Here is a 20,751-nt window from a genome sequence, read left to right as displayed (position 1 = left end):
TTACTATCAATACTCTTCATAAATCAGAGAACTTAATTACTTTACTCTTTGATTTTATCTGAAGAAAGCTTAAAAATTTTTTTTTATTTAAAATTTTAAATAAATATTGTTGTTTTTGTTCATTTAACTATATGTTTTCTGCTATTTTTTATCGTAATATAGGAAAATAAATTTTACTTTTTTTTTGTAATAACTATTTTATGAGATATAACCAATCTCTTTTAAAAATGATTTATCTTTTGTCCAGCCTTTTTTTACAACAACCTGCAGATCAAGATAGACTTTTTTTCCACTTAGAGCTTCTATTTTTTCTCTGGAATATTTTCCGATTCTCTTGATTGATTCGCCGCCTTTACCAATTATAATCCCTTTTTGAGACTCTTTTTCTATAATGATAGTAGCAATAATTTTGTCTATATTTTTATCTTCATAAATTTTGTCAATTATAACATCAGACTCATACGGTATCTCATCACTGACATTTTGAAATATGCCCTCTCTTATAAAACCGGCATATATATCTCTTACCAATTCGCTTGTCAAATCTTCAGGATCATAAAGAAAAGGGGATTTGGGTAAAAGTTTTGAGATAGTTTCGAGCAGATCCTGATGACCGATTTTTTTTGGTACTGCCATTGGAATAAGAGCTTCAAAATAATCTGAAAACTGGTTGTACTGCGCTATTTTTTTAAAAAGTTTCTCTTGTGAAACCTGATCTATTTTACTTAATACTATAATATGTTTGATTTTTGAATTATTTAGTTTTAAAAATTTTTCATAATTTTCAATGCTGTCAGTAACTGGGGCAAGATAGACTATAAGGTCACAATCTCCCATAGCCTTAAGTGCTTCATCAAGCATAAACTGATTTAGTATTTTCTCTCTCTCATGCAATCCTGGAGTATCAACAAAGATGATTTGTGTATCTTTATGCATTACTATTGCATTTGATCTTTTTCTAGTTGCATTTGCCTTTTGGCTAACCATTGCAATGTTTTCGCCCAGTAGCGAATTCATAAGTGTGCTTTTTCCAGCATTTGGACGACCGATTAAGGAGACGAAACCTGCTTTTGTCATATTTGTTCCTATAAGATATATCTCGACAAGTCATCATTTTCGACAACAATGTCTAGTTTTTCATGTACCAACTTTTCAGTGATAACAAACTCTTTGTCTTTGTATTCATCAGCATGAAAACTTATATCTTCTAGAACTCTCTCTAGAACTGTATGAAGTCTTCTAGCACCTATATCTTCAGTTATTTCGTTTGTGCGATGAGTCAGCTTTGCTATCGCTCTAACTGCCTCGTCTTCAAAAACAAGCTTCATCCCCTCTGTACTTAGCAGTGCTTCATATTGGTGAAGCAGTGAATTTTTAGTTTGGGTAAGAATTTTATAGAGAGTTTCTTGTGTTAAAGATTCAAGTTCTACTCTTAGAGGAAACCTTCCTTGGAGTTCGGGAATAAGATCGCTTGGTTTACAGAGATGAAATGCACCTGCTGCAATAAAAAGAATATGGTCAGTATTTATCACACCATATTTTGTGCTTACGCTGCTACCTTCAACTATTGGAAGCAGGTCTCGCTGTACTCCCTCTTTGCTAGGGTCGTTTCTTCCCTGAAATTTTTCACTGACAGCTATTTTGTCAATCTCATCGAGAAATATTATTCCGCCGTCCTCGGCACGCTTTAGCGCTTCGGCATTAATGCTTGCAGAATCAATAAGCTTTGCACTCGCTTCGCTTTTTAGTATCGATTTTGCATCTTTAACCGTCACCTCTTTTTTATTATCTTCTTTATTCATTTGAGAGAATACTTTAGAGAATGATTCTTGAACTTTTGCCATCTCCGGAGGTAGATTTGTGTCGTTGAATTCAACATGTATTTTTTCAACTTCAAGTTCTATGATTTTATCATCCATCTCACCTGAGAGAACTCTTTGCTCCATAGCCTCTAAAAGTCTTTGATAGTCATCTTTCTTAGATTCACTCGCACCTGAGGGAAGAGGGGGAAGAAGTTTTTCGACTATTTTGTTTAAAACATAATTTTCAATTTTTTCTCTGTTTTCTTCCTCTTTTTCAGCTTTGACAATGGAGATAGATGCCACAACCAAATCTCGAATCATGGACTCAACATCGCGTCCTACAAAACCGACCTCGGTATATTTGCTTGCTTCTACTTTGATAAAAGGAACTTTCATCATGCCCGCCAAGCGTCTTGAAATCTCTGTTTTACCGACACCCGTAGAGCCTATCATAAGGATATTCTTTGGCGTTATATCTTTTTGGAGCTCTTGGGAGAGCTGCATTCTTCTGTATCTGGTTCTAAGCGCTAGAGCAATTGTTTTTTTAGCATTGTGCTGAGAAATAACATATTTATCTAGGTAGTCGACTATCTCTTTTGGCGTCAAATTCACTTCGTTTCTCCCTCTAAGATAAGAGTTTTTATATTATGGTTTGTGTAGATACATAAATCAGCCGCAATACTAAGGCTCTCTCTTACCAAATCTTCTTCATCCATTTCTGCATGTTTTTTAAGGGCCCGCGCAGCAGATATGGCAAAGTTTCCGCCGCTCCCAATGGATGCTATCTCGCCGTCTTCGGGCTCAACAACATCTCCGTTGCCTGTTAGTATGAAAATATGCTCATTGTTTAAAACAATCATCATAGCTTCAAGACGGCGAAGTACTTTGTCTTTTCTCCAAGCTTTGGAAAACTCTACGACGGATTTTAGGATATCGCCTTTTTTTGCCTCTAAAAAATCTTCAAACATGTCAAAAAGATTAAAAGCATCAGCGGTACTTCCTGCAAAACCAGCTAATATTTTGCCGTTATGAAGCGTGCGGATCTTTGTTGCATTTCCTTTTAGAACACTGTTTCCAAAAGTGACTTGACCGTCACCGCCGATTACTGCTTTATTCTTGCCTTTGTATGCAAGTATAGTAGTGGCATCAAACATTATTCGCCTACAACATCCACATGCAGCGTCGCATGGATAGCGTGACCCAGTTTAAGGTCTAAGTCATGTTCGCCGACTGTTTTAATAGCAACTTTGTCCGTGATATGTTTTTTATCTATTTCTATATTGTGCTGTTCTAGTAAAGCTTGTGCAACTTCATCTTTTGTGATAGAGCCAAAAAGATGTCCGTTTTGTCCAACATTTTTTGTAATTACTATTTCGAGTTTGTCAAGTTTTTTTGCCAAATCTTTTAAAGATGCAATTTCATCTGCCAGCTCTTGTGCTGCTCTTTTTTGATTCTCTTCATGTTCTGCCAAAATTTCAGCAGTTGCATGTTTTGCAAACCCTTTTTTTATTAAAAAGTTTTGACCGTAGCCATCTTTTACCTCTTTAACTTCGCCTGCTTTGCCTAAACTCTTTACATCTTTAATCAATAATACTTTCATTTTTTTCCTTATCTCTCTATTTCGCCGCCGTAAGAGACGATTCCATAAGTCAGATTTCCAATTTTTTTATATCCCATATCTGTTAAAATTCTTGCACAGTGAGCACTGCGGCTTCCAACATGGCAATAAAGAATAATATTTTCATCTTTGTTTAATTTTGCATCATCAAGGGCTGCAAAAAAACTGCTTGTAGGAACCAATTTGTCAGCATCTTTTATGTGACCCATCTGCCACTCCATATGCTCACGAACATCTACAAGCTTAAATTTCACCATGCCAAGCTCTCTTGCTTCTACAAGAGATGCCAGTTCATCGCCGTCTAGCTCTCTTTGGGTCAACAAAGTTTCAGCTTCATCTTTTGTTAAACCGCGTGAGTGAGTATGAATTGCTTCTTCCATCCCCATCTCTGCTCTTTTTTTCTCAGCATATTCAGGTGTACAGTAGATTCCACAGTGACATACACCATCCTCAGGCATCTCTTTTTCTATTGCAGGTTTGCATGGACAGATTCTGTCATCAACGCTTTTTGGTTTTCCCTCAACCTCCTCAACCATAAAGCATGGGCAGAAGCGCTTGCCATACATCATCTTATTTCTGGCAAGACCCATCTGTACGCCCTCATTTACTTCGGCTTGAGGATTATATACCCAGTTGAACTGTTCGATTACTTTGTCAGTAAATTTTACTGTTTTTTCTAATTCGGTTTGAAACTCATCTGAGTTTATATCTATCTTGATTATGCTCATACTGTTTCCTTGAGTATCTATTTTTTTCTTGCTTTGCCCTCAATAATAAAACGAAGAGCATTTAATTTGATAAATCCGGCAGCATCTTTTTGATCATATACCGCATCCTCTTCAAATGTACAGTACTCTGGGTTAAAGAGTGAACTCTCAGATGAGCGTCCTACAACCGTAATATTTCCTTTGTAGAGTTTCAGTCTTACGCTTCCCTCTACATTTTCTTGAGTTTTGTCAATTGCAGCTTGAAGCATTTCACGCTCAGGAGCAAACCAAAAACCGTTATAGATAAGTTTCGCATATTTAGGCATTAATTCATCTTTTAGATGCGCTTCTTCACGGTCAAGTGTGATAGATTCGATAGCACGGTGCGCTTTTAGCATAATAGTCCCACCCGGAGTCTCATAGCATCCGCGGCTTTTCATACCTACAAATCTGTTTTCAACGATATCTACACGACCGATACCGTGTTTACCTGCTAGTTTGTTTAAAGTAGCGAGCATTGTCGCAGGACTTAACTCTTCACCGTTCAACGAAACAGGGTCGCCGTTTTTGTAGCCGATTTCTATATATTCAGGAGTATCGGGAGCATCTTCGGGTTTTGTCGTCCACAGCCACATGCTATCTTCTGGCTCTGCATTCGGGTCTTCTAAAATACCGCCTTCATAAGAGATGTGAAGCAGATTTGCATCCATAGAGTAAGGAGATTTTTTACCTTTTTTCTCTATTTTTATACCGTGAGTTTCAGCATATGCTAAAAGTTTCTCTCTTGAGTTCAGATCCCACTCTCTCCATGGAGCTATAATAGTCAAAGTGGAGTCTTTTCCAAGATAGCCCATTTCAAATCTTACCTGATCGTTTCCTTTTCCAGTAGCTCCGTGGCTAACACCGTCAGCTCCCGTAAGATGAGCAATCTCTACTTGTCTTTTTGCGATAAGAGGTCTTGCAATAGAAGTTCCTAAAAGATATTCGCCTTCATAAATAGCATTTGCTCTAAACATAGGAAAAACATAATCTTTTACAAACTCTTCTCTTAAATCTTCAATGAAAATATTTTCAGGTTTAATACCTAGTGAGAGGGCTTTTGCGCGTGCAGGTTCAACCTCTTCGCCTTGTCCTATATCAGCAGTGAAAGTAACAACCTCACAATTATATTCATCTTGTAACCATTTTAAAATAACACTTGTATCAAGTCCGCCGGAATATGCTAAGACTACTTTTTTAACTTCTTTTTTCATTTAAAAAACCCCCGTGAGCAAAATAATTACCGCGAGTTTACTATAAAAAATATTAAAGAACGGTTAGTGGAATTATTGAAAATAAAAAAAACAAATATGACTGAAGCGTTAAGTTTAGAAGTAAAAAATTTATGATAATCTTGCATTTATGAATCAATACATCCAATTACTTAAGTCAGAACCCACACTTAGAAGACTCTCTGCCATACAGCTTATCGCCTATTTTGGGGCTTGGTTTAGCAATGTTGCTATCTATACGCTTCTTTTGCATATGCAGGTTTCCCCTGAAGTTGTAGCGTTTACGGCAATGCTGCATTTTCTCTCTGGAATCATACAAGCACCATTTTCAGGTTCAATAATTGACAGTATGAAACCAAAAAAGCTTATGCTGATATTGATAGCAGTTGAGATTTTTGCTACTCTTTTTTTGGTTTTTGTAAATGAACTCTCTGATCTGTGGCTTCTTTATACTCTTGTGTTTTTAAAGATGGCGGCGGCTAGTTTTTACTTCACAACAGAGATGTCGCTTCTGCCAAAACTGCTCGGAGGAGAGAAGCTTCAAAAAGCAAACGAGCTTCACTCTATTATCTGGTCGCTCTCTTACACTTTGGGCATGGCAATCAGCGGTTTTGTTGTTTTTTGGCTTGGTGTAAAGGTGGCTTTTATCCTTGATGCTATGATGTTTGTCGTTGCTTTTTTCCTGCTTTACAAGCTCCGCATTGAAGTGGAGTTTATAAAGAGCAAAGAGAGTTTAAAAGAGATGATGCGTGATAGTTTCAGATACTTTAAGAGAAATCCACACGCCGTCCATTTGATGCTGATGCACTCTTTTGTGGGACTTACCGCTTTTGATGCGTTGGTGGCGCTTATGGTAGATAAATATTATGCCTCCATCATCGCAACATCACTTGCTCTTGGGCTTTTGCACGCTTCAAGAGCAGTCGGTCTTGTTATTGGGCCCGTTATTCTTGGAAACTGGATAAACAACAAAAGGTTGGTAAATGTTTTTATTTTTCAAGCATTTGCAATTTGGCTCTGGGCATATCTTATGAAGGATTTTTACATGTCGCTCTTTGCAAGTGTCATCGTGGGTTTTTTTACCACAACTCTGTGGTCCTACACATACACGCTTTTGCAAAAAAATATAGAGAAGAAATATTACGGACGAATCGTAGCATATAACGATATGTTGTTTTTAACATCGGCTACAATTACATCTTTTATGATAGGTTTTTTGGCAACAAAGGGTTTCTCTTTGGAGTTTATAACACTCCTTATAGGATTTGGATTTGTTGTCGGTGCAATTTATTTTAAATGGGTGCTTAGTACTCAAAATATTAAAGAGGTAGGATAGAGAGATGGCATCAGGAATTTTTTTACTTTTAGACGATATCGCGATGCTTGCGGATGATGTGGCAGTTGCAAGTAAAATGGCTACGCAAAAGACGGCTGCAATTCTCGGGGATGATTTGGCGGTCAATGCACAAAAGGCTACTGGGTTTGATCAATCAAGAGAGTTAAAAGTTATCTGGGCGATTACAAAAGGCTCTTTGAAAAACAAGGCCATCATCTTGCCTGTAGCCTTTGCTTTAACCGCTTTTGCCCCTTTTTTAATCACGATTATTCTTGTTTTTGGAGCGCTTTTTCTTCTTTATGAAGGAGTTGAGAAAATAGAAGAATATCTGTTTCATAAAGAAGAGGAAGTTAAAAATGAGGAGCTTTTAAACTCAACAGAAGAGAACATCTTGGAGATAGAAAAGGAGAAGATAAAGTCAGCTGTGCTTACGGATTTTATACTCTCAATAGAGATTGTGGTTATTGCTCTTGCTGCGGTATCCGACAAACCGTTTTTGGTTCAAGTCTCCTCAACCGTTATTGTGGCGTTAATAGCTACTTTTGGAGTTTACGGATTAGTTGCAATGATTGTGAGAATGGACAATGTCGGCTTTTGGTTAATAGAAAAAAAGCGTATTCAAAGCGGCAATTTTCTAATTGGCGCTATGCCAAAGCTTATAAAAACTCTCGCATTTGTCGGAACTTTTGCGATGATTTTGGTAGGCGGTGGAATACTTTCTCATAAGATAGAGTTTTTTCACGACTACTATATAGAAGCACTTCCTGCTTTAACCAATGATCTTTTTATCGGTTTAATTATAGGGGTTGTTGTTTTGTTTGTTGTGAAAATATTTCACATTCTTAAGAATAAAATAAGAAGCAGTTAAAAAGCCAAATATCAACCATCATTAGCTAATATACGAAAAAATAAGAGTTAAAAAGTTTTTGTATGAAAAATATGATATATAAGTCAAAAATAGGTGATATAGATCTTGGCAGGATTACGCGGCTTTATCCTGCAGTTGTTGTTGATTTAAATGGCGAAATTGCTGAAATGAGTCTGGAGTGGGTGGAGCTCTACGGCGATAAAGTAAAAATAAAATCTTTTGTTTTGGTTTTTGATTTTACACCTGTACATAAAGAGGTGAAAGATAGAATGACTTTGGAGTTTGAGACAAAAGATGAGCTGATGTCAGTTATGCAAGAGGTATCACAATTATTTCAAAACTAATTTCTCGCGATACGCGGAAGGTATTTTCTATTGCAATTCCCGCAGCACTCAAACATCTCGTAGATATTCTTCAAATCCTTGTAGATATGCTTATGATAGGTATGGTAAGTGTTTCTGCACTTGCCGCTGTTGGGATGAGTATGCAGTTTATGATGGTGATAAATGTGCTTATGACTCTATATGTTGTAGGAGGAAATGCACTAATATCGCGTTTTATCGGGCAGGGAAGAAAAAGAAGAGCTTCGGCGCTTTTGTATTCGCTTGCGATTTTTGCCGTTGTTTTATCTATTTTTGTAACCATCGGCGGTTATATGGGAAGCGAATATATCTATGTACTCATGGGTGCAAAAGAGGATGTCGTAGAGCAGGGTGCGCTCTATTTTAAGATAATATCACTGGGTATCGTGGTTATTTTTATAGATACGCTTCTCTACAATGCGCTCTCAGCTGCAGGAGATACGAAAAATTCGCTCTATATCAAACTTATCTCTACAGCGATCAACGCTTTTTTAAATTATGTTTTTATCTTTGGTCATTATGGTTTTGATGCGATGGGAATAGAGGGAGCTGCATATGCAACAATCATCTCCTACTGTTTTAATGTAGCAGCTTATTACATATTGATAAAAAATCCGCACTCAAAGTTAAATATCGTTCCGATTATCAGAGTAAAAGATCTTATCAGGGTTTGGCATATAGGGTGGAGTGCAGCACTTGATCGCGGGATCTCAAGCATGTCGTTTTTGGTTTTTGTAGCAATTATCGCCGCTTATGGAACAGCAGAACTTGCGGGATACCAGGTAGGACTTAGAATAGAGGGAATTGCTTTTATGCCCGGTTTTGGTTTTGCAATAGCTGCAATGGCTCTTGTAGGACAAAATTTAGGAGCAAATGACAAAGAGCGAGCTTACAATATGGGAGTTATAAGCGGACGAATCGCTTATGTCTTTATGGGAAGTGTAGGCGTTTTTCTCATTCTTTTTCCGGAGTTTTTGGTTGGTTTTTTTACAAAAGACAGTGCGACAATTGCAGTGGCTTCCTACTATCTTGTATTAGTGGGACTTGCACAGATTCCTCTTGCTATTATGTTTGTCTACTCTGGAGCATTAAGAGGAGCAGGAGCCACAAAAACAACGCTCAAAGTCAATGTTTTCTCTTTATGGGTTTTTAGGGTTATTCCATCTTATATAGCCTATAAAATGGGTTATGGAATCATTGCAATTTTTGTAATTATGAATATAGAGACTCTTTTAAAAGGGCTTATTTATGTTTATCTTTACAAAAAGAGAGCCTGGCTTGATACCAAAGTTTAGTATAGTTTAGAGGAGAGATTAAATTTATTATAATATATATCTATCATTTTTTTTAGCGTCTTATCATCAAGCTCACTCTTCTTTTTTATACCAAATTTTTTTAGATATTCAAGAGGCAGGATAGATTTATCGTAAGTGGGATCTTTAAGATACTCAAAAATAGCTTTTTTGATTCTTTCTTCACTGCTGTATTTAAGAGTATATTTTTTCATAATAATATTAAATTTAAAGTCTTCCCCATGGCAGCTTAAACAGTTTTGCTCAAATTCGGAAGCGTTTAACAGAGTGCAAAAGAGAAGAAAAAAAACTATTTTTTTTACCATGTCAGAGTCACCTTTGTTCCTTTGTTCTGTTTGGACTTAATGTCTATTTTTATATTATACTCATCAATAATTGATTTTATAATACTGTATCCTATTCCAAATCCGCCCTGAGATTTGTCAAACCTCAGATATCTTGTGAAAATTTTCTCTATCTCTTCCTTGCTCATGCCTTTTCCCTCATCCTCAATACTTAGCATTGATTCATTAAGTGTGACAGTTATTGCTGTTGACTTTCTTGTGTATTTGATTGCATTTGAGAGAATATTGTCGATTAAACGCTCCATTTTTTGTTTATCGGCGATAAAATGAACATTCTCTTTTATCTCCAAAACAAACTTGATTTTTTTCATATTTGCCATATTTGCAAAGTAGTTTACTCTTTGAACTAATATTTGAGAGAGATTTAAATCTATATTTTGAGTTGATGTTTTATGATTTAAAAGCAGATAGACCAAATCTTGATATATATTTGAGATGCCCATAGACGCAATCTTTATCCGATCTAATTTTCGAAGTGTTTTTTCATCACAATTTGTCGAATCAAGTGTTTCTATATTTGTTAAAATTGCTGTTATGGGCGTATTTAGCTCATGTGTTGTATCTTTTATAAAGTTATCAAGAAGTTTTATGTTTTCTCTTATGGGTTTTAAAACCAAATTTACAAGAAAAAAGGATGTAATTATGGTAATCAAAACAACAATAATTGCGAGATAAATTAAAGCGTTTAAAATATCTAGGTTTTTTGTCTCTTTTTGTACAACGATATATGCAGCCCCCATATAGTAGGGTGACAGGGATGTGATAAGATAAGATTTAGAGTCTTTTATAAAAAACTTATTCTCTAACTCCTCAATATCATCATCAAAAGTGCTAAAGATAAGATTTTTATCAATATCGTAAATTGCACTTTTAAAATCATCAAATCTTGGATATTTATAGTCATGATTGTTTACTTCATGAAGAGCGGAGAGCTTATCTTCAATCTTAAGTGCATATTTTTTTAAAGTTTCTTTTTCGTCATGCATAAGTTGATCTTTTTCATAGAAATAGTAACTTGTAAAAAGAGTCGCAATAAGCAGAAGTGTGGAGCTTAGATAGAGTCCCAAAACATAAAGAATACTTTTTTTTTCACCACTATACAAGTTTGTATCCAATGTTTTTTATACTTAGTATGTGTTCTTTTCCTATATGTTTTCGCAAATTTTTAATATAGGTTCTAAGACTCATATAGCTGTGGCTTTCGTTATACTGCCAAACATTTTGATATATATTTTCAAAATTAACACATTCGTTTTTATATCTTAAAAGCAATTTTAAGAGTAACAGCTCTTTTTGATTAAGTGCTATTTTTTCACCCTCTTTTATTAGTTCATTTGAGTAAATATTAAAATCTATCTCATCTGTTACCTTAATAAGCCGCTCCTGTGTTTTATATACTCTTTTTAGCAGAGCATTGATTCTAAGAAGCAGTTCTTTTAGTGCAAATGGTTTTTTAACATAGTCATCTGCGCCACACTCATAGCCAGAAGAGAGATCTTTTATGCTGTTTAACGAGGTTATAAAGATTGCAGGAGTTAAAATATTTGCCTCCCTTAACTCTTTTAAAAGTTCAAATCCGTCGATTTGCGGAACACTTACATCCAAAAGAAACAGATCAAATCTTGCAGTATAAATAGACTCTAATGCCTCCTCTCCATCATATACACAAACGACATCAAAACCCTCATCTTTAAGAAACTCTTCAACAGTTTGCGATAAATTTATGTCATCTTCAAGATATAAAATTTTCATAAAAAATTATATCTTAATTATATAGAAACTGAAAAGTTTTCAATTTTTATTTTATTTAGATTTGATTTGTTCAACATACTATTAAGCGCATTGACATAATCTTGCAAGCTTAGAGTATCTGGATCAATCTTTTTTATTTGGGTGATTACCGCTGATCTGTCTGTTTGATTCATAGAACTAAGCCGCACTATTATGCTGTTTTTATCTTCTGTAGAGAGATTTTTTAAAATATCTCTTATGCCGCTTTGATTGTAATTAATGCCTGCAGCGTATAATTTTCTCATCTGTATTTACCGCCGCCTCTTGAACCTTTATACATATTGCCTGATCCATCTTGAGAGCCTTGCTTTGTGCCGCTTTGAGAATTGTTTTCTTTAAAGGAGTCTCTCTCCTCTTGACTCATGTTTTGAACACGGCTTTGCATTTCAGCTTTAAAAGCGTCACGATCTTCGGCGGGGACAGAACCGCGCATACTTTGCAGCTCTTCTGTACTCATAAGAGAGTAATCGGTTGCAAAACATAAACTTATACTCAGCAGTGATAATATTGCTATCTTTTTCATTTATAGATCTCCTTTGTTTTCTAGCTTTTAAAACTATATCAAAGGAGTGTGAAATTATTGTGAAGCTCTAAAATAGTTGATTTATTTGATAAGTTTTTTACCCTTTGATTCCATCCGCACGAGGTGAGAGTAAAAATTTAAAAAATAGTTTTATGTATATTGCAAAAGGCAGAGTCCAAATAATCGATGAGTAGAGATAAAGTTCATTTGCATACTCCTCAAAAAATGGAATAGACCCTCTCATAATAGAAGCCAGGAGCATAAAAAACACCATAAGGTGTGTATAGATATTTGAAGTAAGATGTCTTCCTGTATGAATCCATCCTATGATTATCATAACCATCAAATAAGCAAGTCCGTAACCACCGCTTGTTATAAAGTGTCTAAAGTGGTTTATATTTGCACCTTTATTGCTTAAAATATCCCAACCCATAAATGCGTAGCCAACAGCGATCATAATAAAAACCAAACTAAGATAAATTACATAAGGCTGATTTAGTATGAATTTGTCTTTTAGATTATAATCACTTGTAATTGCCAAAATAGCAGCTCCCGCTGCAAGTCCAAGCCACCCTAAAGCAGAATTGTAAGGGTAGAAAAATTCTACTATAGTAAATGTTATAACGGTAAAAATAGCAAGATTTGTCAATGGAGGGCGAGCAATATAAATATCATCAATTCCTTTGTCTTCCATAAGTTCATTGACAGCTTCCATATTTACTCTTCTCATAGCAAGCAGTATTAAAACTACATGTCCGCCAAGAGCAGTTTTAAGTATATCCATTGCATCAGTTTGGGCAAATCCTGCCATTGACGCAAAAAACCATGCTTCAAGTATAAAAAGAGCTACCATCGCATACCCTAAAGATGCATGTCTTTGAAGTTTATCCAAAACAGCATCTTTGGCAAACCAGATCAGCCATCCAAGCATTGCAAGATTAAAAAAAGCGGCTATGTAAACACCTGTTATATCAATAAACCAAAAGCTTATGCGTCCGGCTAACCATAAAAACACAACATATTTGAGTTTTTTGCCTATAAGAGGAACCATTCCTGGAAAAAGTTCAGGCAGCCCTGTGGTTAAAAAAGCCAATATTCCTGCAGTTAAAATACCAAATAGCATTTCATAAACATGCCAGATTAAAATATTATCCATAAACGGAATATTGATAATTCCGCTCCAAATCAGTCCCCACAAAAGCATAGAGATAACGAGGTAAGGAGCAAGAAGTAAAAATGCAGGTCTAAATCCATATGCTAAATATGTAGGTACATCCTTCTCATCAGGATAGTAAAGATAGTGATTTGTAGCATGTAAAGTTTGTGTCTGTTCTTTTTTATTACTCATTACTTTAATTCCAGTTCAAATGTATCAATAATTTTTTCATCTTGCAGTATCTCTGCACTTTTACTGTAAACATATTTATCATCTCTTTGATTTTGAATCAAATCAAATTTGAATTTTTTTACAATATGCCCCGGATCTGCTTTAAGAAGAAGCATCTCATCACTCAGGCGAATCGCTTCCATAAGGTCATGGGTGATAAAGAGGATGCTTATCTCTTTTTTGCTTATCATATCTATCAAAACGCTTTGTAGCTCTTTTTTGAGTCCGATATCAAGAGCAGAAAATGGCTCATCCAAAAAGAGGAGGGATGGTTTGACGACAAGTGCTCTTGCAAAACTCACTCTCTGCTTCATTCCTCCGCTTAAATCTTTTGGAAATTTTTCAAAATCCTCTTCATCAAGTCCAAATCGAAGTGCTATCTCTTGTGATTTTTTGATAGCCGTATCTTTTTTCTCACCTTTTGCAATAAGTGCTAAAGCGATATTGTCTATAACATTTTTCCATGGGAGCAGTCTTGCTTCCTGAAAAGCATACGCACTGCTTTCAAAGGTATTTGTAACGCTTCCATCCTCAACATCAAGCAGATTTGCGCAAAGGTGCAGAAGCGTTGTTTTTCCACCGCCGCTAGGACCAACGATAGAGAGAACCTCACCTTTATTTAGAGTAAAGTTGATATCTCTTAAAATTTCCGTAAAACCAAAATGGTGATTTAATTTTTTAACCTCTAATCTCTCCATAACTCAACCTCTCTTTTAATCGGCTCTAAAACAATATACTCTATAAACATAAGAGAACCTATCATAATAACCACTATAGAAAGTGCTGTAGGTGTGTCTAGCTGGCTTCTTGCAACAGCCAGAGAAGCTCCGATGCCGTTGCTTGTAGCAAGAAGCTCTGCCATTACAACTATTTTCCATGCCATACCAAGACCGCTGACCCAAGCAGGAAAAACATATGAAAAAATATGCGGAAAATAGACATCGAAAAAGCGCATGTGCCAAGGAAAATGAAAGCTCTCAGCCATCTCTTTAAGATCTCCGTCAAGTGTTCGTGTTCCTTGAAGCGCTCCGACAAAAACTATAGGAAAAGAAGCAACGATAACTGTAAATATAACGGTTTCATCACCCATACCAAACCAAATCATTGCAAGAACGATCCATGCAATCGGAGGCATACCTACAAAAATGGTTACAATAGGTCGACTCATCATAGAAGCTGTAGCAAAAAATCCTGCCAATAGACCAAGAGCAGTTCCAAATATAAGTGAAATACCAAAACCGATGGAAGCGCGATAAAGTGTAGTATTTATCTCATTAATAACGCTCTCATCATGCAGCATTGCATTTAATGTTTTAAAAGTCTCTAGAGGTGAAGGAAGAACTAAATTACCATACATTTGATTGCCAACATCCCAAAGCGCAATAAAAAGAAGTATGGAAGCGATAGCTCCCCATCCGCTCCATAAATATGCAGGAAAGTCTTTTATAATTTTAAGTGCAAATTTCATATTTAAAATCCATAGTAAAAGGTATCATCTGGGAGTTTGCCGCCTATGCTTTTTGGATCTTCTTCTTTTAAAACATTAAAGAAAAATTCTAAATCTTTTTTTGCTTGAGCTGCATTTATGCTTTTAAGTCTAACATGTGATATAGAGTCTTTTACACCATCTTCTTGGAGCATATCAAATGTTTTTACAACAAGAGCAGCTGCTTTTTCAGGATTTGTTTTGTACCACTCAATGGACTTTTCATACTCTTCTTGAAATCTTTTGATAACATGCTCATCTTTTATATGTCCCATAACTGCAATTCCAGCTTCGGGAATATCACCGTTTGTGCCAAAAATATTTCCCCACTCTTTTTGAAGATCAACACTTCTAAAAAGATCAGGTGCTACAAGGCTAACAGGAAAAGATTTGGTTTTGCGAAGTGCAATAGAGATGGCAGGCTCGGCTAAAAGTGCATGATCTATTCTTCTCATAATAAGCATCTGCATAGCATCCATAGGATTAGCTACATATACAAGATCAAAATCCTTTTGCGGATCTAAACCCTCTTTTTTTAGAAGTTGTTTAAAGACGATATCAGGCATATCTGCGCGAAATGGAACTGCTATTTTTTTACCTTTAAAATCTTTAAGGGTTTTTAGTGAATCATCACGACTAATCATTCCTAAAATTCCCCAAACAGAGACATTTATAAGTTTTATGTCTACGCCTTTGTTGTATAAAATTGCTGCAGTGTTTGTCGGAACAGCCACAAAATCAACATTGCCTCTGATTGTCATAGCGCGAAGTTCATCCGGATTTTTCCAAATTTTAAACTCTACCTCTTCCGCTATATCGCTTAGAGCATTTGTTTCAATCATATGTAAAATAGGATGTGAAGATGAAGCAAACGGACCAGATATCACTATCTTTTTTAATTTTGCTTCAGCACTTAGAATAGTTGAAAACAGTAACAGTGTAAAAAGGCTATAAATAATATTTTTCATATTTATGTTTTCCTTATTTTTTTAAATTTATACTGATAATATAATAACAATTTTGATATTAATTATCATTGATTTTAATCAAGATTAAAATAAATATCCCATTCTAATAATAAATCTCTTTTTTTCAAGAGGTTGATACTCTCTTAGATTATAGTGTGTTAAAAACGAGATTCCTGCTCCTAGATGAATTTTTGGCTTGCCAAAAGGTATAAACTCGATTTGCGGTGTTATATAACCCGCATTTCCGCTAAATGCTTTAAAAGGAAGCATAGATCTAAGCGGTGCGTTTGTGTCATCACCCATGTCAGTTTTGGTATTATAAGCGAAATTGTACTCAACTCCAATATTTATCTGCTTTGTTACTGCCTTTGTTGTTGAGAGATTTAAACATATCTCATCTCCATAATCATAATCATTATGTGCTTTTGGTCGATATGTATACATTGTATGTGCATCAAACTCCCAGTTTTCATCTATTATTTTTGTAATACCAAGTCCAAGTTTGTATTCGAACTCTCCGGTACCCATTTGTGTAGGCATAGGTGTGTTTACACCATTTGCAACAGCTGGTGCTTTAACAAACGAGCCGTTTGTTGCTCCTGTTGGAATCTTAAGTCCGCCATCAATAGATAGTTGATATCCATATTCGTTTATAGGCAAAAGAACATGACGCGCGGCTAAGATTATATCGCCTAACCCTCTGTTGTCAATAGCAACATCACTTGCTCCTAAGCTGGCTTTTGCTTTTATGTTTTTATATGGAACAATTACACTGATTGTTGTTTTCTTGTTTAGTCCATAATGTAAACCAACAATAGTTATATTGGCAGTTGCATCTAGTTTTTCTCTGTTTTGGACTTCATTTGTACCATCAAACATGCTAGTTCTCTCAAAGTTAATATGTTTTATCCCCATTTTTAATTTTCCCTCAGGCAAAACTAATCCTCCGCCATTTGAGTTAATAGCAGGTATAACATCTGCACTTAAAATAAACGGAATCAAAAGAAGAGATTTTATAAATATTTTTTTCACTGTGTACCCTTTTTATATTGATATTCATTCTCAAGTAGAACTTTATAGTAGTTTCCCTTAATTAAATATAAAATTGATATTCATTATCAAAAAATTATCTTTCTTTAGGACTCTTTTAAAAAAGTTTTGGATAAAATCATATTTATGAATTTAAATGATTATAAAAAAGCTGTAGAGAAGCTAAATCTATACGCATACCACTATTATGTTCTTGATGATCCGATTACGACTGATGAGGTGTACGATAAACTCTATCATGAGGTCTTGGAATACGAAGAGCATCACAAAGAGGATATTTTGCCCTCTTCACCTACACAAAGAATAGGTGATGTAGTCTCTGAAGGATTTTCAAAAGCTCATCATCTTAGCCGTATGTGGAGTTTAGAGGATGTTTTTGATTCTGAGGGTTTGCAAAAGTGGCTTATAAAAACATACAAGTTAGATAAAAACATAACATTTTACTGCGAACCGAAGTATGACGGAGCAAGCTTGAATCTTATCTATGAAGATGGGAAACTTACTCAAGGTATAACCCGCGGAGACGGAAGTGTAGGCGAACTGATAACGCAAAATGTGAAAACAATCCGCTCGATTCCATTGGTTATAAATCATAAAGATAGAATTGAGATTAGAGGTGAAGTTGTACTCTATAAAGATGAATTTTTTAGAATAAATCAAGAGAGAGCAGCAAAAGGCGAAGCGGTTTTTGCAAACCCCAGAAATGCCGCGGCAGGAAGTCTAAGACAGCTTGACTCAAGCATTACCGCTTCAAGAAATCTTGTCTTTTTGCCTTACGGTGTCGGAGAGAACACTCTGGAGCATAAACTTTTAAGTCAAAGAATGGATTATATCTACTCTCTTGGTTTTAAAAAACCGCCGCTTCGAGCTACATGTAAAAATTTTGATGAGATAGAAGCTGTATATGAAGAGATGAACAAAAATCGCGACAGCTACGCGATGATGCTTGATGGCATGGTTATAAAAGTAAATGAAATAGCTGCGCAGATAGATATGGGTTACACCGTTAAAAACCCCCGTTTTTCAGTTGCTTACAAATTTCCTGCAGTTGAGAAGATAACCACGCTAAAAGAGATAGCTCTTCAAGTGGGACGAACGGGTGTGGTTACTCCGGTTGCTATTGTAGAGCCGACAAATATTGATGGCGTTGTAGTTGAGCGTGCGACACTGCACAATTTTGATGAGATTGATAGAAAAGATATCCGCATAAATGACAAGGTCATCATCCTTAGAAGTGGTGATGTTATACCAAAAATCATAAAAGTTTTAACTCATGAGAGAGATGGAAGTGAAATTAAATATGAGCGACCGACAACTTGCCCGGTTTGTGGCAGTGAGCTTTTGGATGAGGGTGTGCTTCTAAAGTGTCAAAATCTAAAATGTGAAGCTAGAGTTATCAACTCCATCATCTATTTTGCCTCAAAACCGTGTCTAAATATTGACGGCTTGGGCTCTAAAATAGTTGAGGCACTTTTTAATTCAGGGCTTGTTAAAAGTGTTCTTGATTTGTTTGATTTAACCTTAAATAAACTCTTAACTTTAGAGGGTTTCAAAGAGAAAAAGGCACAAAATTTGCTTAATTCGCTTGAAGCCGCAAAAGGGTGTGATTACTGGCGGTTTGTAAACTCTTTGGGGATTGAGCATATCGGAGAGGTGGCGTCTAAAACTCTAAGTAGCAGGTTTGGAAGTTCTTTTATAGATGCCACAAAAGAGGAACTAGTCTCGTTAGAGGGTTTTGGAGAGGAGATGACGGAGTCGGTTTTGGAGTTTGTCAGAGTAAACAGAGATACTATATTAAAACTCCAAGAGATTTTGCGTCCGCTTGAACCAAAGCAGAGAGAAGAGGCAAAAGAGAATCCGTTTAAAGGTAAAAGTGTAGTGCTTACGGGAAGCATGAGCGAGTCAAGAGACGCTACAAAAGAGATGCTGGAAGCTTTGGGTGCAAAAGTGGTAAGTTCAGTCTCCAAAAAAACTGATTTTGTTATCTATGGCGAAGATGCAGGAAGCAAATATGATAAAGCTGTGAACTTGGGCGTTGCTGTTCTTAGTGAGCAAGAGATGAGGAAAAAAATTGAGCAGACTTGATAACTATCTGGTAGAAAACTATCTGTGCGAGAGCAGAAACAAGGCACAAGCACTTATAAAAAAGGGGCTTGTAAGCGTAAATGGCGAGCAGATTATAAAGACATCATATAAACTAAAAGAGAGCGACAAAGTAACTCTAAAAGAGCATAAAGAGTATGTTTCCCGCGCAGCTTTTAAACTGAGTGCATTTTTGGATGAGTTGGGGCTTGATGTAAAAGGGATGAGCGCGCTAGATATCGGCTCTTCAACGGGCGGATTTACTCAGGTATTGCTAGAGGGCGGAGTTGCAGAAGTTACGGCTGTTGATGTGGGACGAGATCAGTTGCATACAAGTCTGAAAAATGATGAGAGAGTCCGCTCTTACGAAGGTTGTGACATAAGAGAATTTAAGAGCGACAAAGAGTTTGACATAGTGGTAAGCGATGTCGCTTTTATCTCTCTGCTTTATATATTGGATGTCGTCGATAGACTTGCAAAAGATAAAATCATTCTGCTTTTTAAACCGCAGTTTGAGGTCGGGCGAGAGGCAAAAAGAGATAGAAACGGTGTCGTGACCGATGAAAAAGCAATACTTAACGCCATGATAAAGTTTGAAGATGCTTGTGCTTTGCTAGGGTGGAAACTGATTTTAAAATCGCCTTCAAAACTCACAGGCAAAGAAGGTAATCTTGAGTATTGCTATTTTTTTGAAAAACAAAATAAAGCATGATGCATTTTAACAATTTAGTATTTGTCTTAAAAGAGATACTAGAAGATTACTGTTTACAGTGAAAATCAATAAACATATATGACGATATACCGCGAGAATTGGATTAAGACCTGCCTTTCGCATATCTAAAATCAATAAACATATATGACGATATACCTTCAACACTTCTCAGAGGGAAGAGCAAAAGAGTATTTGTCATAGTATATAGCTAATACAATATATCTCTTCTTTTAAAAGAGCAACATAAAATTCATTAGGTGAAATTTTAAATATTTCAAGTTCTAAGTCGAGCCAATATTTTATAGGAAGTTCTTTTATTTAACTCCTTTACAATGTCCTCAAATTAAATTATAATTTTTTAACTTTATTCTATATTAAGATTATATAAAGCCATATAATCTTAAAATTTAAAATGTTAAATATTAAAAAAAAGGAAAAGTAATGAAAAATTTTACACTTTCAATAGCAACAGTTTTGGCTTTGAGTACATTTGCAGTAGCGAGTGAAGATATACCGGCAGTTGGTTCAAAGAGCGGTTTTTACATAGGTGGTGCATATAGTCTTGTAAATAGTGAAATGAGTGTACATCGTGATTATGGATATATAGAAGGTAATGATTATGATCGCTATGATTCATATGAAGTTGACACTAATGCTTATATGCTTCAAGCTGGTTATCAGTTCAACCAATATATTGCGATAGAAGGAAGATATTGGAATGCGATGGATTCAGAAAAGAATAGTTATTCAAGATATACAAATGGAGAGTTGGACTATTCTAATGACTATAGTGATGGAGACTGGAGTGCATGGGGTATCTATGTCAAACCGATGTATCCGGTAACAGAGACTTTTAGCGTTTATGCTTTACTGGGTTATGGAAATGTTTCTATAAAAGACGAATGGTCTGATGATAAAAGTCTTCTAGATGAAAATGTTTTCCAATGGGGTATCGGTGCATCTTATAGCATTACAGAAAACACTTCGTTTTTTATAGATTATGTAAGATTATGTAAAGATGAAGGTGACACATATGTTGATGGTGGTTATGACTACAATACATATGATCTTGACATCACTATTGATACAGTAAACATAGGTTTAAGCTATAAATTCTAATCCCTTCCTATC

General features: G+C 35.7%; 23 protein-coding genes. 7 read left to right on the top strand and 16 right to left on the bottom strand.

From position 1 onward, the window contains the following. Nucleotides 1-198: 198 nt before the first annotated feature. Genes era through FJR47_RS06375 form a run of 6 tightly spaced genes read right to left on the bottom strand, consistent with a single transcriptional unit; the run spans nucleotide 199 to nucleotide 5,380 of the window. Nucleotides 199-1,077: a GTPase Era gene (era, locus tag FJR47_RS06400; protein WP_152299620.1), complete on the bottom strand. Its 879-nt coding sequence runs from the start codon at nucleotides 1,075-1,077 to the stop codon at nucleotides 199-201. An 8-nt stretch (nucleotides 1,078-1,085) separates the two neighbouring features. After that, nucleotides 1,086-2,414, bottom strand: coding sequence for an ATP-dependent protease ATPase subunit HslU (hslU, locus tag FJR47_RS06395; protein WP_152299619.1), 1,329 nt, complete (start codon nucleotides 2,412-2,414; stop codon nucleotides 1,086-1,088). After that, nucleotides 2,411-2,956, bottom strand: coding sequence for an ATP-dependent protease subunit HslV (gene hslV / locus FJR47_RS06390; protein WP_152299618.1), 546 nt, complete (start codon nucleotides 2,954-2,956; stop codon nucleotides 2,411-2,413). Before hslV ends, hslU begins: the two co-directional genes overlap by 4 nt. After that, the gene (rplI, locus tag FJR47_RS06385) at nucleotides 2,956-3,402 is read right to left on the bottom strand and encodes a 50S ribosomal protein L9 (protein WP_152299617.1); all 447 of its coding nucleotides are present in this window, start codon (nucleotides 3,400-3,402) and stop codon (nucleotides 2,956-2,958) included. Before rplI ends, hslV begins: the two co-directional genes overlap by 1 nt. 8 nt (nucleotides 3,403-3,410) lie before the next feature. Further along, a complete protein-coding gene (locus tag FJR47_RS06380) occupies nucleotides 3,411-4,148 on the bottom strand; it encodes a ferredoxin-thioredoxin reductase catalytic domain-containing protein (protein WP_152299616.1) in 738 nt (245 codons plus the stop codon). Nucleotides 4,149-4,165: 17 nt separating this feature from the next. Then, on the bottom strand, nucleotides 4,166-5,380 hold the full coding sequence (locus tag FJR47_RS06375) for an argininosuccinate synthase (protein ID WP_152299615.1): 1,215 nt from the start codon (nucleotides 5,378-5,380) through the stop codon (nucleotides 4,166-4,168). 148 nt (nucleotides 5,381-5,528) lie between these two features. On the opposite strand from FJR47_RS06375, the gene FJR47_RS06370 reads away from it, so the two are divergent. The 4 genes from FJR47_RS06370 to FJR47_RS06355 all read left to right on the top strand — a co-directional run bounded on the left by FJR47_RS06370 (nucleotide 5,529) and on the right by FJR47_RS06355 (nucleotide 9,259). Continuing rightward, entirely contained in the window at nucleotides 5,529-6,734 is a 1,206-nt protein-coding gene (locus tag FJR47_RS06370; protein WP_152299614.1) for an MFS transporter, read from the top strand. 4 nt (nucleotides 6,735-6,738) lie between these two features. Continuing rightward, nucleotides 6,739-7,602: a DUF808 domain-containing protein gene (locus FJR47_RS06365; RefSeq protein ID WP_152299613.1), complete on the top strand. Its 864-nt coding sequence runs from the start codon at nucleotides 6,739-6,741 to the stop codon at nucleotides 7,600-7,602. 62 nt (nucleotides 7,603-7,664) lie between these two features. After that, complete coding sequence (locus FJR47_RS06360; protein WP_241691002.1) at nucleotides 7,665-7,946, top strand: hypothetical protein; 282 nt, start codon at nucleotides 7,665-7,667, stop codon at nucleotides 7,944-7,946. A 92-nt stretch (nucleotides 7,947-8,038) separates the two neighbouring features. Then, the gene (locus FJR47_RS06355) at nucleotides 8,039-9,259 is read left to right on the top strand and encodes an MATE family efflux transporter (protein ID WP_241691003.1); all 1,221 of its coding nucleotides are present in this window, start codon (nucleotides 8,039-8,041) and stop codon (nucleotides 9,257-9,259) included. Here the strand turns inward: FJR47_RS06355 and FJR47_RS06350 are convergent. From FJR47_RS06350 to FJR47_RS06305, 10 genes are all read right to left on the bottom strand, one after another. Continuing rightward, nucleotides 9,256-9,582, bottom strand: coding sequence for a hypothetical protein (locus tag FJR47_RS06350; RefSeq protein ID WP_152299611.1), 327 nt, complete (start codon nucleotides 9,580-9,582; stop codon nucleotides 9,256-9,258). The two genes, FJR47_RS06355 and FJR47_RS06350, sit on opposite strands and share 4 nt — an antisense overlap. After that, the gene (locus tag FJR47_RS06345; protein ID WP_152299610.1) at nucleotides 9,576-10,736 is read right to left on the bottom strand and encodes a sensor histidine kinase; all 1,161 of its coding nucleotides are present in this window, start codon (nucleotides 10,734-10,736) and stop codon (nucleotides 9,576-9,578) included. The genes FJR47_RS06350 and FJR47_RS06345 overlap by 7 nt, the downstream gene beginning before the upstream one ends. After that, complete coding sequence (locus FJR47_RS06340) at nucleotides 10,717-11,373, bottom strand: response regulator transcription factor (RefSeq protein ID WP_152299609.1); 657 nt, start codon at nucleotides 11,371-11,373, stop codon at nucleotides 10,717-10,719. Before FJR47_RS06340 ends, FJR47_RS06345 begins: the two co-directional genes overlap by 20 nt. 17 nt (nucleotides 11,374-11,390) lie before the next feature. Continuing rightward, nucleotides 11,391-11,657: a hypothetical protein gene (locus FJR47_RS06335; RefSeq protein WP_152299608.1), complete on the bottom strand. Its 267-nt coding sequence runs from the start codon at nucleotides 11,655-11,657 to the stop codon at nucleotides 11,391-11,393. Continuing rightward, nucleotides 11,654-11,935, bottom strand: a complete 282-nt coding sequence (locus tag FJR47_RS06330) for a DUF1104 domain-containing protein (RefSeq protein ID WP_152299607.1) — start codon at nucleotides 11,933-11,935, stop codon at nucleotides 11,654-11,656. The genes FJR47_RS06335 and FJR47_RS06330 overlap by 4 nt, the downstream gene beginning before the upstream one ends. 97 nt (nucleotides 11,936-12,032) lie before the next feature. Next, nucleotides 12,033-13,283 (bottom strand): NnrS family protein, encoded by a 1,251-nt coding sequence (locus FJR47_RS06325; RefSeq protein WP_152299606.1) that lies wholly within the window; start codon nucleotides 13,281-13,283, stop codon nucleotides 12,033-12,035. After that, on the bottom strand, nucleotides 13,283-14,020 hold the full coding sequence (locus FJR47_RS06320) for an ABC transporter ATP-binding protein (RefSeq protein ID WP_152299605.1): 738 nt from the start codon (nucleotides 14,018-14,020) through the stop codon (nucleotides 13,283-13,285). Before FJR47_RS06320 ends, FJR47_RS06325 begins: the two co-directional genes overlap by 1 nt. Next, the gene (locus tag FJR47_RS06315) at nucleotides 14,008-14,790 is read right to left on the bottom strand and encodes an ABC transporter permease (protein WP_152299604.1); all 783 of its coding nucleotides are present in this window, start codon (nucleotides 14,788-14,790) and stop codon (nucleotides 14,008-14,010) included. Before FJR47_RS06315 ends, FJR47_RS06320 begins: the two co-directional genes overlap by 13 nt. 2 nt (nucleotides 14,791-14,792) lie before the next feature. Further along, complete coding sequence (locus tag FJR47_RS06310; RefSeq protein ID WP_152299603.1) at nucleotides 14,793-15,776, bottom strand: ABC transporter substrate-binding protein; 984 nt, start codon at nucleotides 15,774-15,776, stop codon at nucleotides 14,793-14,795. A gap of 84 nt (nucleotides 15,777-15,860) precedes the next feature. Then, entirely contained in the window at nucleotides 15,861-16,808 is a 948-nt protein-coding gene (locus FJR47_RS06305) for a transporter (protein WP_152299602.1), read from the bottom strand. Nucleotides 16,809-16,952: 144 nt separating this feature from the next. Here FJR47_RS06305 and ligA point away from each other — a divergent pair, with 144 nt between their 5' ends. The 3 genes from ligA (at nucleotide 16,953) to FJR47_RS06290 (ending at nucleotide 20,739) form a co-directional block, all read left to right on the top strand. After that, on the top strand, nucleotides 16,953-18,911 hold the full coding sequence (gene ligA / locus FJR47_RS06300) for an NAD-dependent DNA ligase LigA (RefSeq protein WP_152299601.1): 1,959 nt from the start codon (nucleotides 16,953-16,955) through the stop codon (nucleotides 18,909-18,911). Beyond that, on the top strand, nucleotides 18,898-19,620 hold the full coding sequence (gene tlyA, locus FJR47_RS06295; protein ID WP_152299600.1) for a 23S rRNA (cytidine-2'-O)-methyltransferase TlyA: 723 nt from the start codon (nucleotides 18,898-18,900) through the stop codon (nucleotides 19,618-19,620). Before ligA ends, tlyA begins: the two co-directional genes overlap by 14 nt. Before the next feature lie 441 nt (nucleotides 19,621-20,061). Beyond that, nucleotides 20,062-20,739, top strand: a complete 678-nt coding sequence (locus tag FJR47_RS06290; protein ID WP_152299599.1) for an outer membrane protein — start codon at nucleotides 20,062-20,064, stop codon at nucleotides 20,737-20,739. Nucleotides 20,740-20,751 lie beyond the last annotated feature (12 nt).

This window comes from Sulfurimonas xiamenensis (genome assembly GCF_009258045.1).
Classification (GTDB): Bacteria; Campylobacterota; Campylobacteria; order Campylobacterales; family Sulfurimonadaceae; genus Sulfurimonas; species Sulfurimonas xiamenensis.
This window is presented reverse-complemented; position numbering and strand designations above follow the sequence as displayed.

Excerpts from the sequence above, each read along its gene's own strand:
- era (WP_152299620.1), bottom strand. The coding sequence starts at position 1,077 with ATGACAAAAGCAGGTTTCGTCTCCTTAATCGGTCGTCCAAATGCTGGA.
- hslV (WP_152299618.1), bottom strand. The coding sequence starts at position 2,956 with ATGTTTGATGCCACTACTATACTTGCATACAAAGGCAAGAATAAAGCA.
- rplI (WP_152299617.1), bottom strand. The coding sequence starts at position 3,402 with ATGAAAGTATTATTGATTAAAGATGTAAAGAGTTTAGGCAAAGCAGGC.
- FJR47_RS06380 (WP_152299616.1), bottom strand. The coding sequence starts at position 4,148 with ATGAGCATAATCAAGATAGATATAAACTCAGATGAGTTTCAAACCGAA.
- FJR47_RS06375 (WP_152299615.1), bottom strand. The coding sequence starts at position 5,380 with ATGAAAAAAGAAGTTAAAAAAGTAGTCTTAGCATATTCCGGCGGACTT.
- FJR47_RS06370 (WP_152299614.1), top strand. The coding sequence starts at position 5,529 with ATGAATCAATACATCCAATTACTTAAGTCAGAACCCACACTTAGAAGA.
- FJR47_RS06365 (WP_152299613.1), top strand. The coding sequence starts at position 6,739 with ATGGCATCAGGAATTTTTTTACTTTTAGACGATATCGCGATGCTTGCG.
- FJR47_RS06360 (WP_241691002.1), top strand. The coding sequence starts at position 7,665 with ATGAAAAATATGATATATAAGTCAAAAATAGGTGATATAGATCTTGGC.
- FJR47_RS06355 (WP_241691003.1), top strand. The coding sequence starts at position 8,039 with ATGATAGGTATGGTAAGTGTTTCTGCACTTGCCGCTGTTGGGATGAGT.
- FJR47_RS06350 (WP_152299611.1), bottom strand. The coding sequence starts at position 9,582 with ATGGTAAAAAAAATAGTTTTTTTTCTTCTCTTTTGCACTCTGTTAAAC.
- FJR47_RS06340 (WP_152299609.1), bottom strand. The coding sequence starts at position 11,373 with ATGAAAATTTTATATCTTGAAGATGACATAAATTTATCGCAAACTGTT.
- FJR47_RS06335 (WP_152299608.1), bottom strand. The coding sequence starts at position 11,657 with ATGAGAAAATTATACGCTGCAGGCATTAATTACAATCAAAGCGGCATA.
- FJR47_RS06330 (WP_152299607.1), bottom strand. The coding sequence starts at position 11,935 with ATGAAAAAGATAGCAATATTATCACTGCTGAGTATAAGTTTATGTTTT.
- FJR47_RS06325 (WP_152299606.1), bottom strand. The coding sequence starts at position 13,283 with ATGAGTAATAAAAAAGAACAGACACAAACTTTACATGCTACAAATCAC.
- FJR47_RS06320 (WP_152299605.1), bottom strand. The coding sequence starts at position 14,020 with ATGGAGAGATTAGAGGTTAAAAAATTAAATCACCATTTTGGTTTTACG.
- FJR47_RS06315 (WP_152299604.1), bottom strand. The coding sequence starts at position 14,790 with ATGAAATTTGCACTTAAAATTATAAAAGACTTTCCTGCATATTTATGG.
- FJR47_RS06310 (WP_152299603.1), bottom strand. The coding sequence starts at position 15,776 with ATGAAAAATATTATTTATAGCCTTTTTACACTGTTACTGTTTTCAACT.
- ligA (WP_152299601.1), top strand. The coding sequence starts at position 16,953 with ATGAATTTAAATGATTATAAAAAAGCTGTAGAGAAGCTAAATCTATAC.
- FJR47_RS06290 (WP_152299599.1), top strand. The coding sequence starts at position 20,062 with ATGAAAAATTTTACACTTTCAATAGCAACAGTTTTGGCTTTGAGTACA.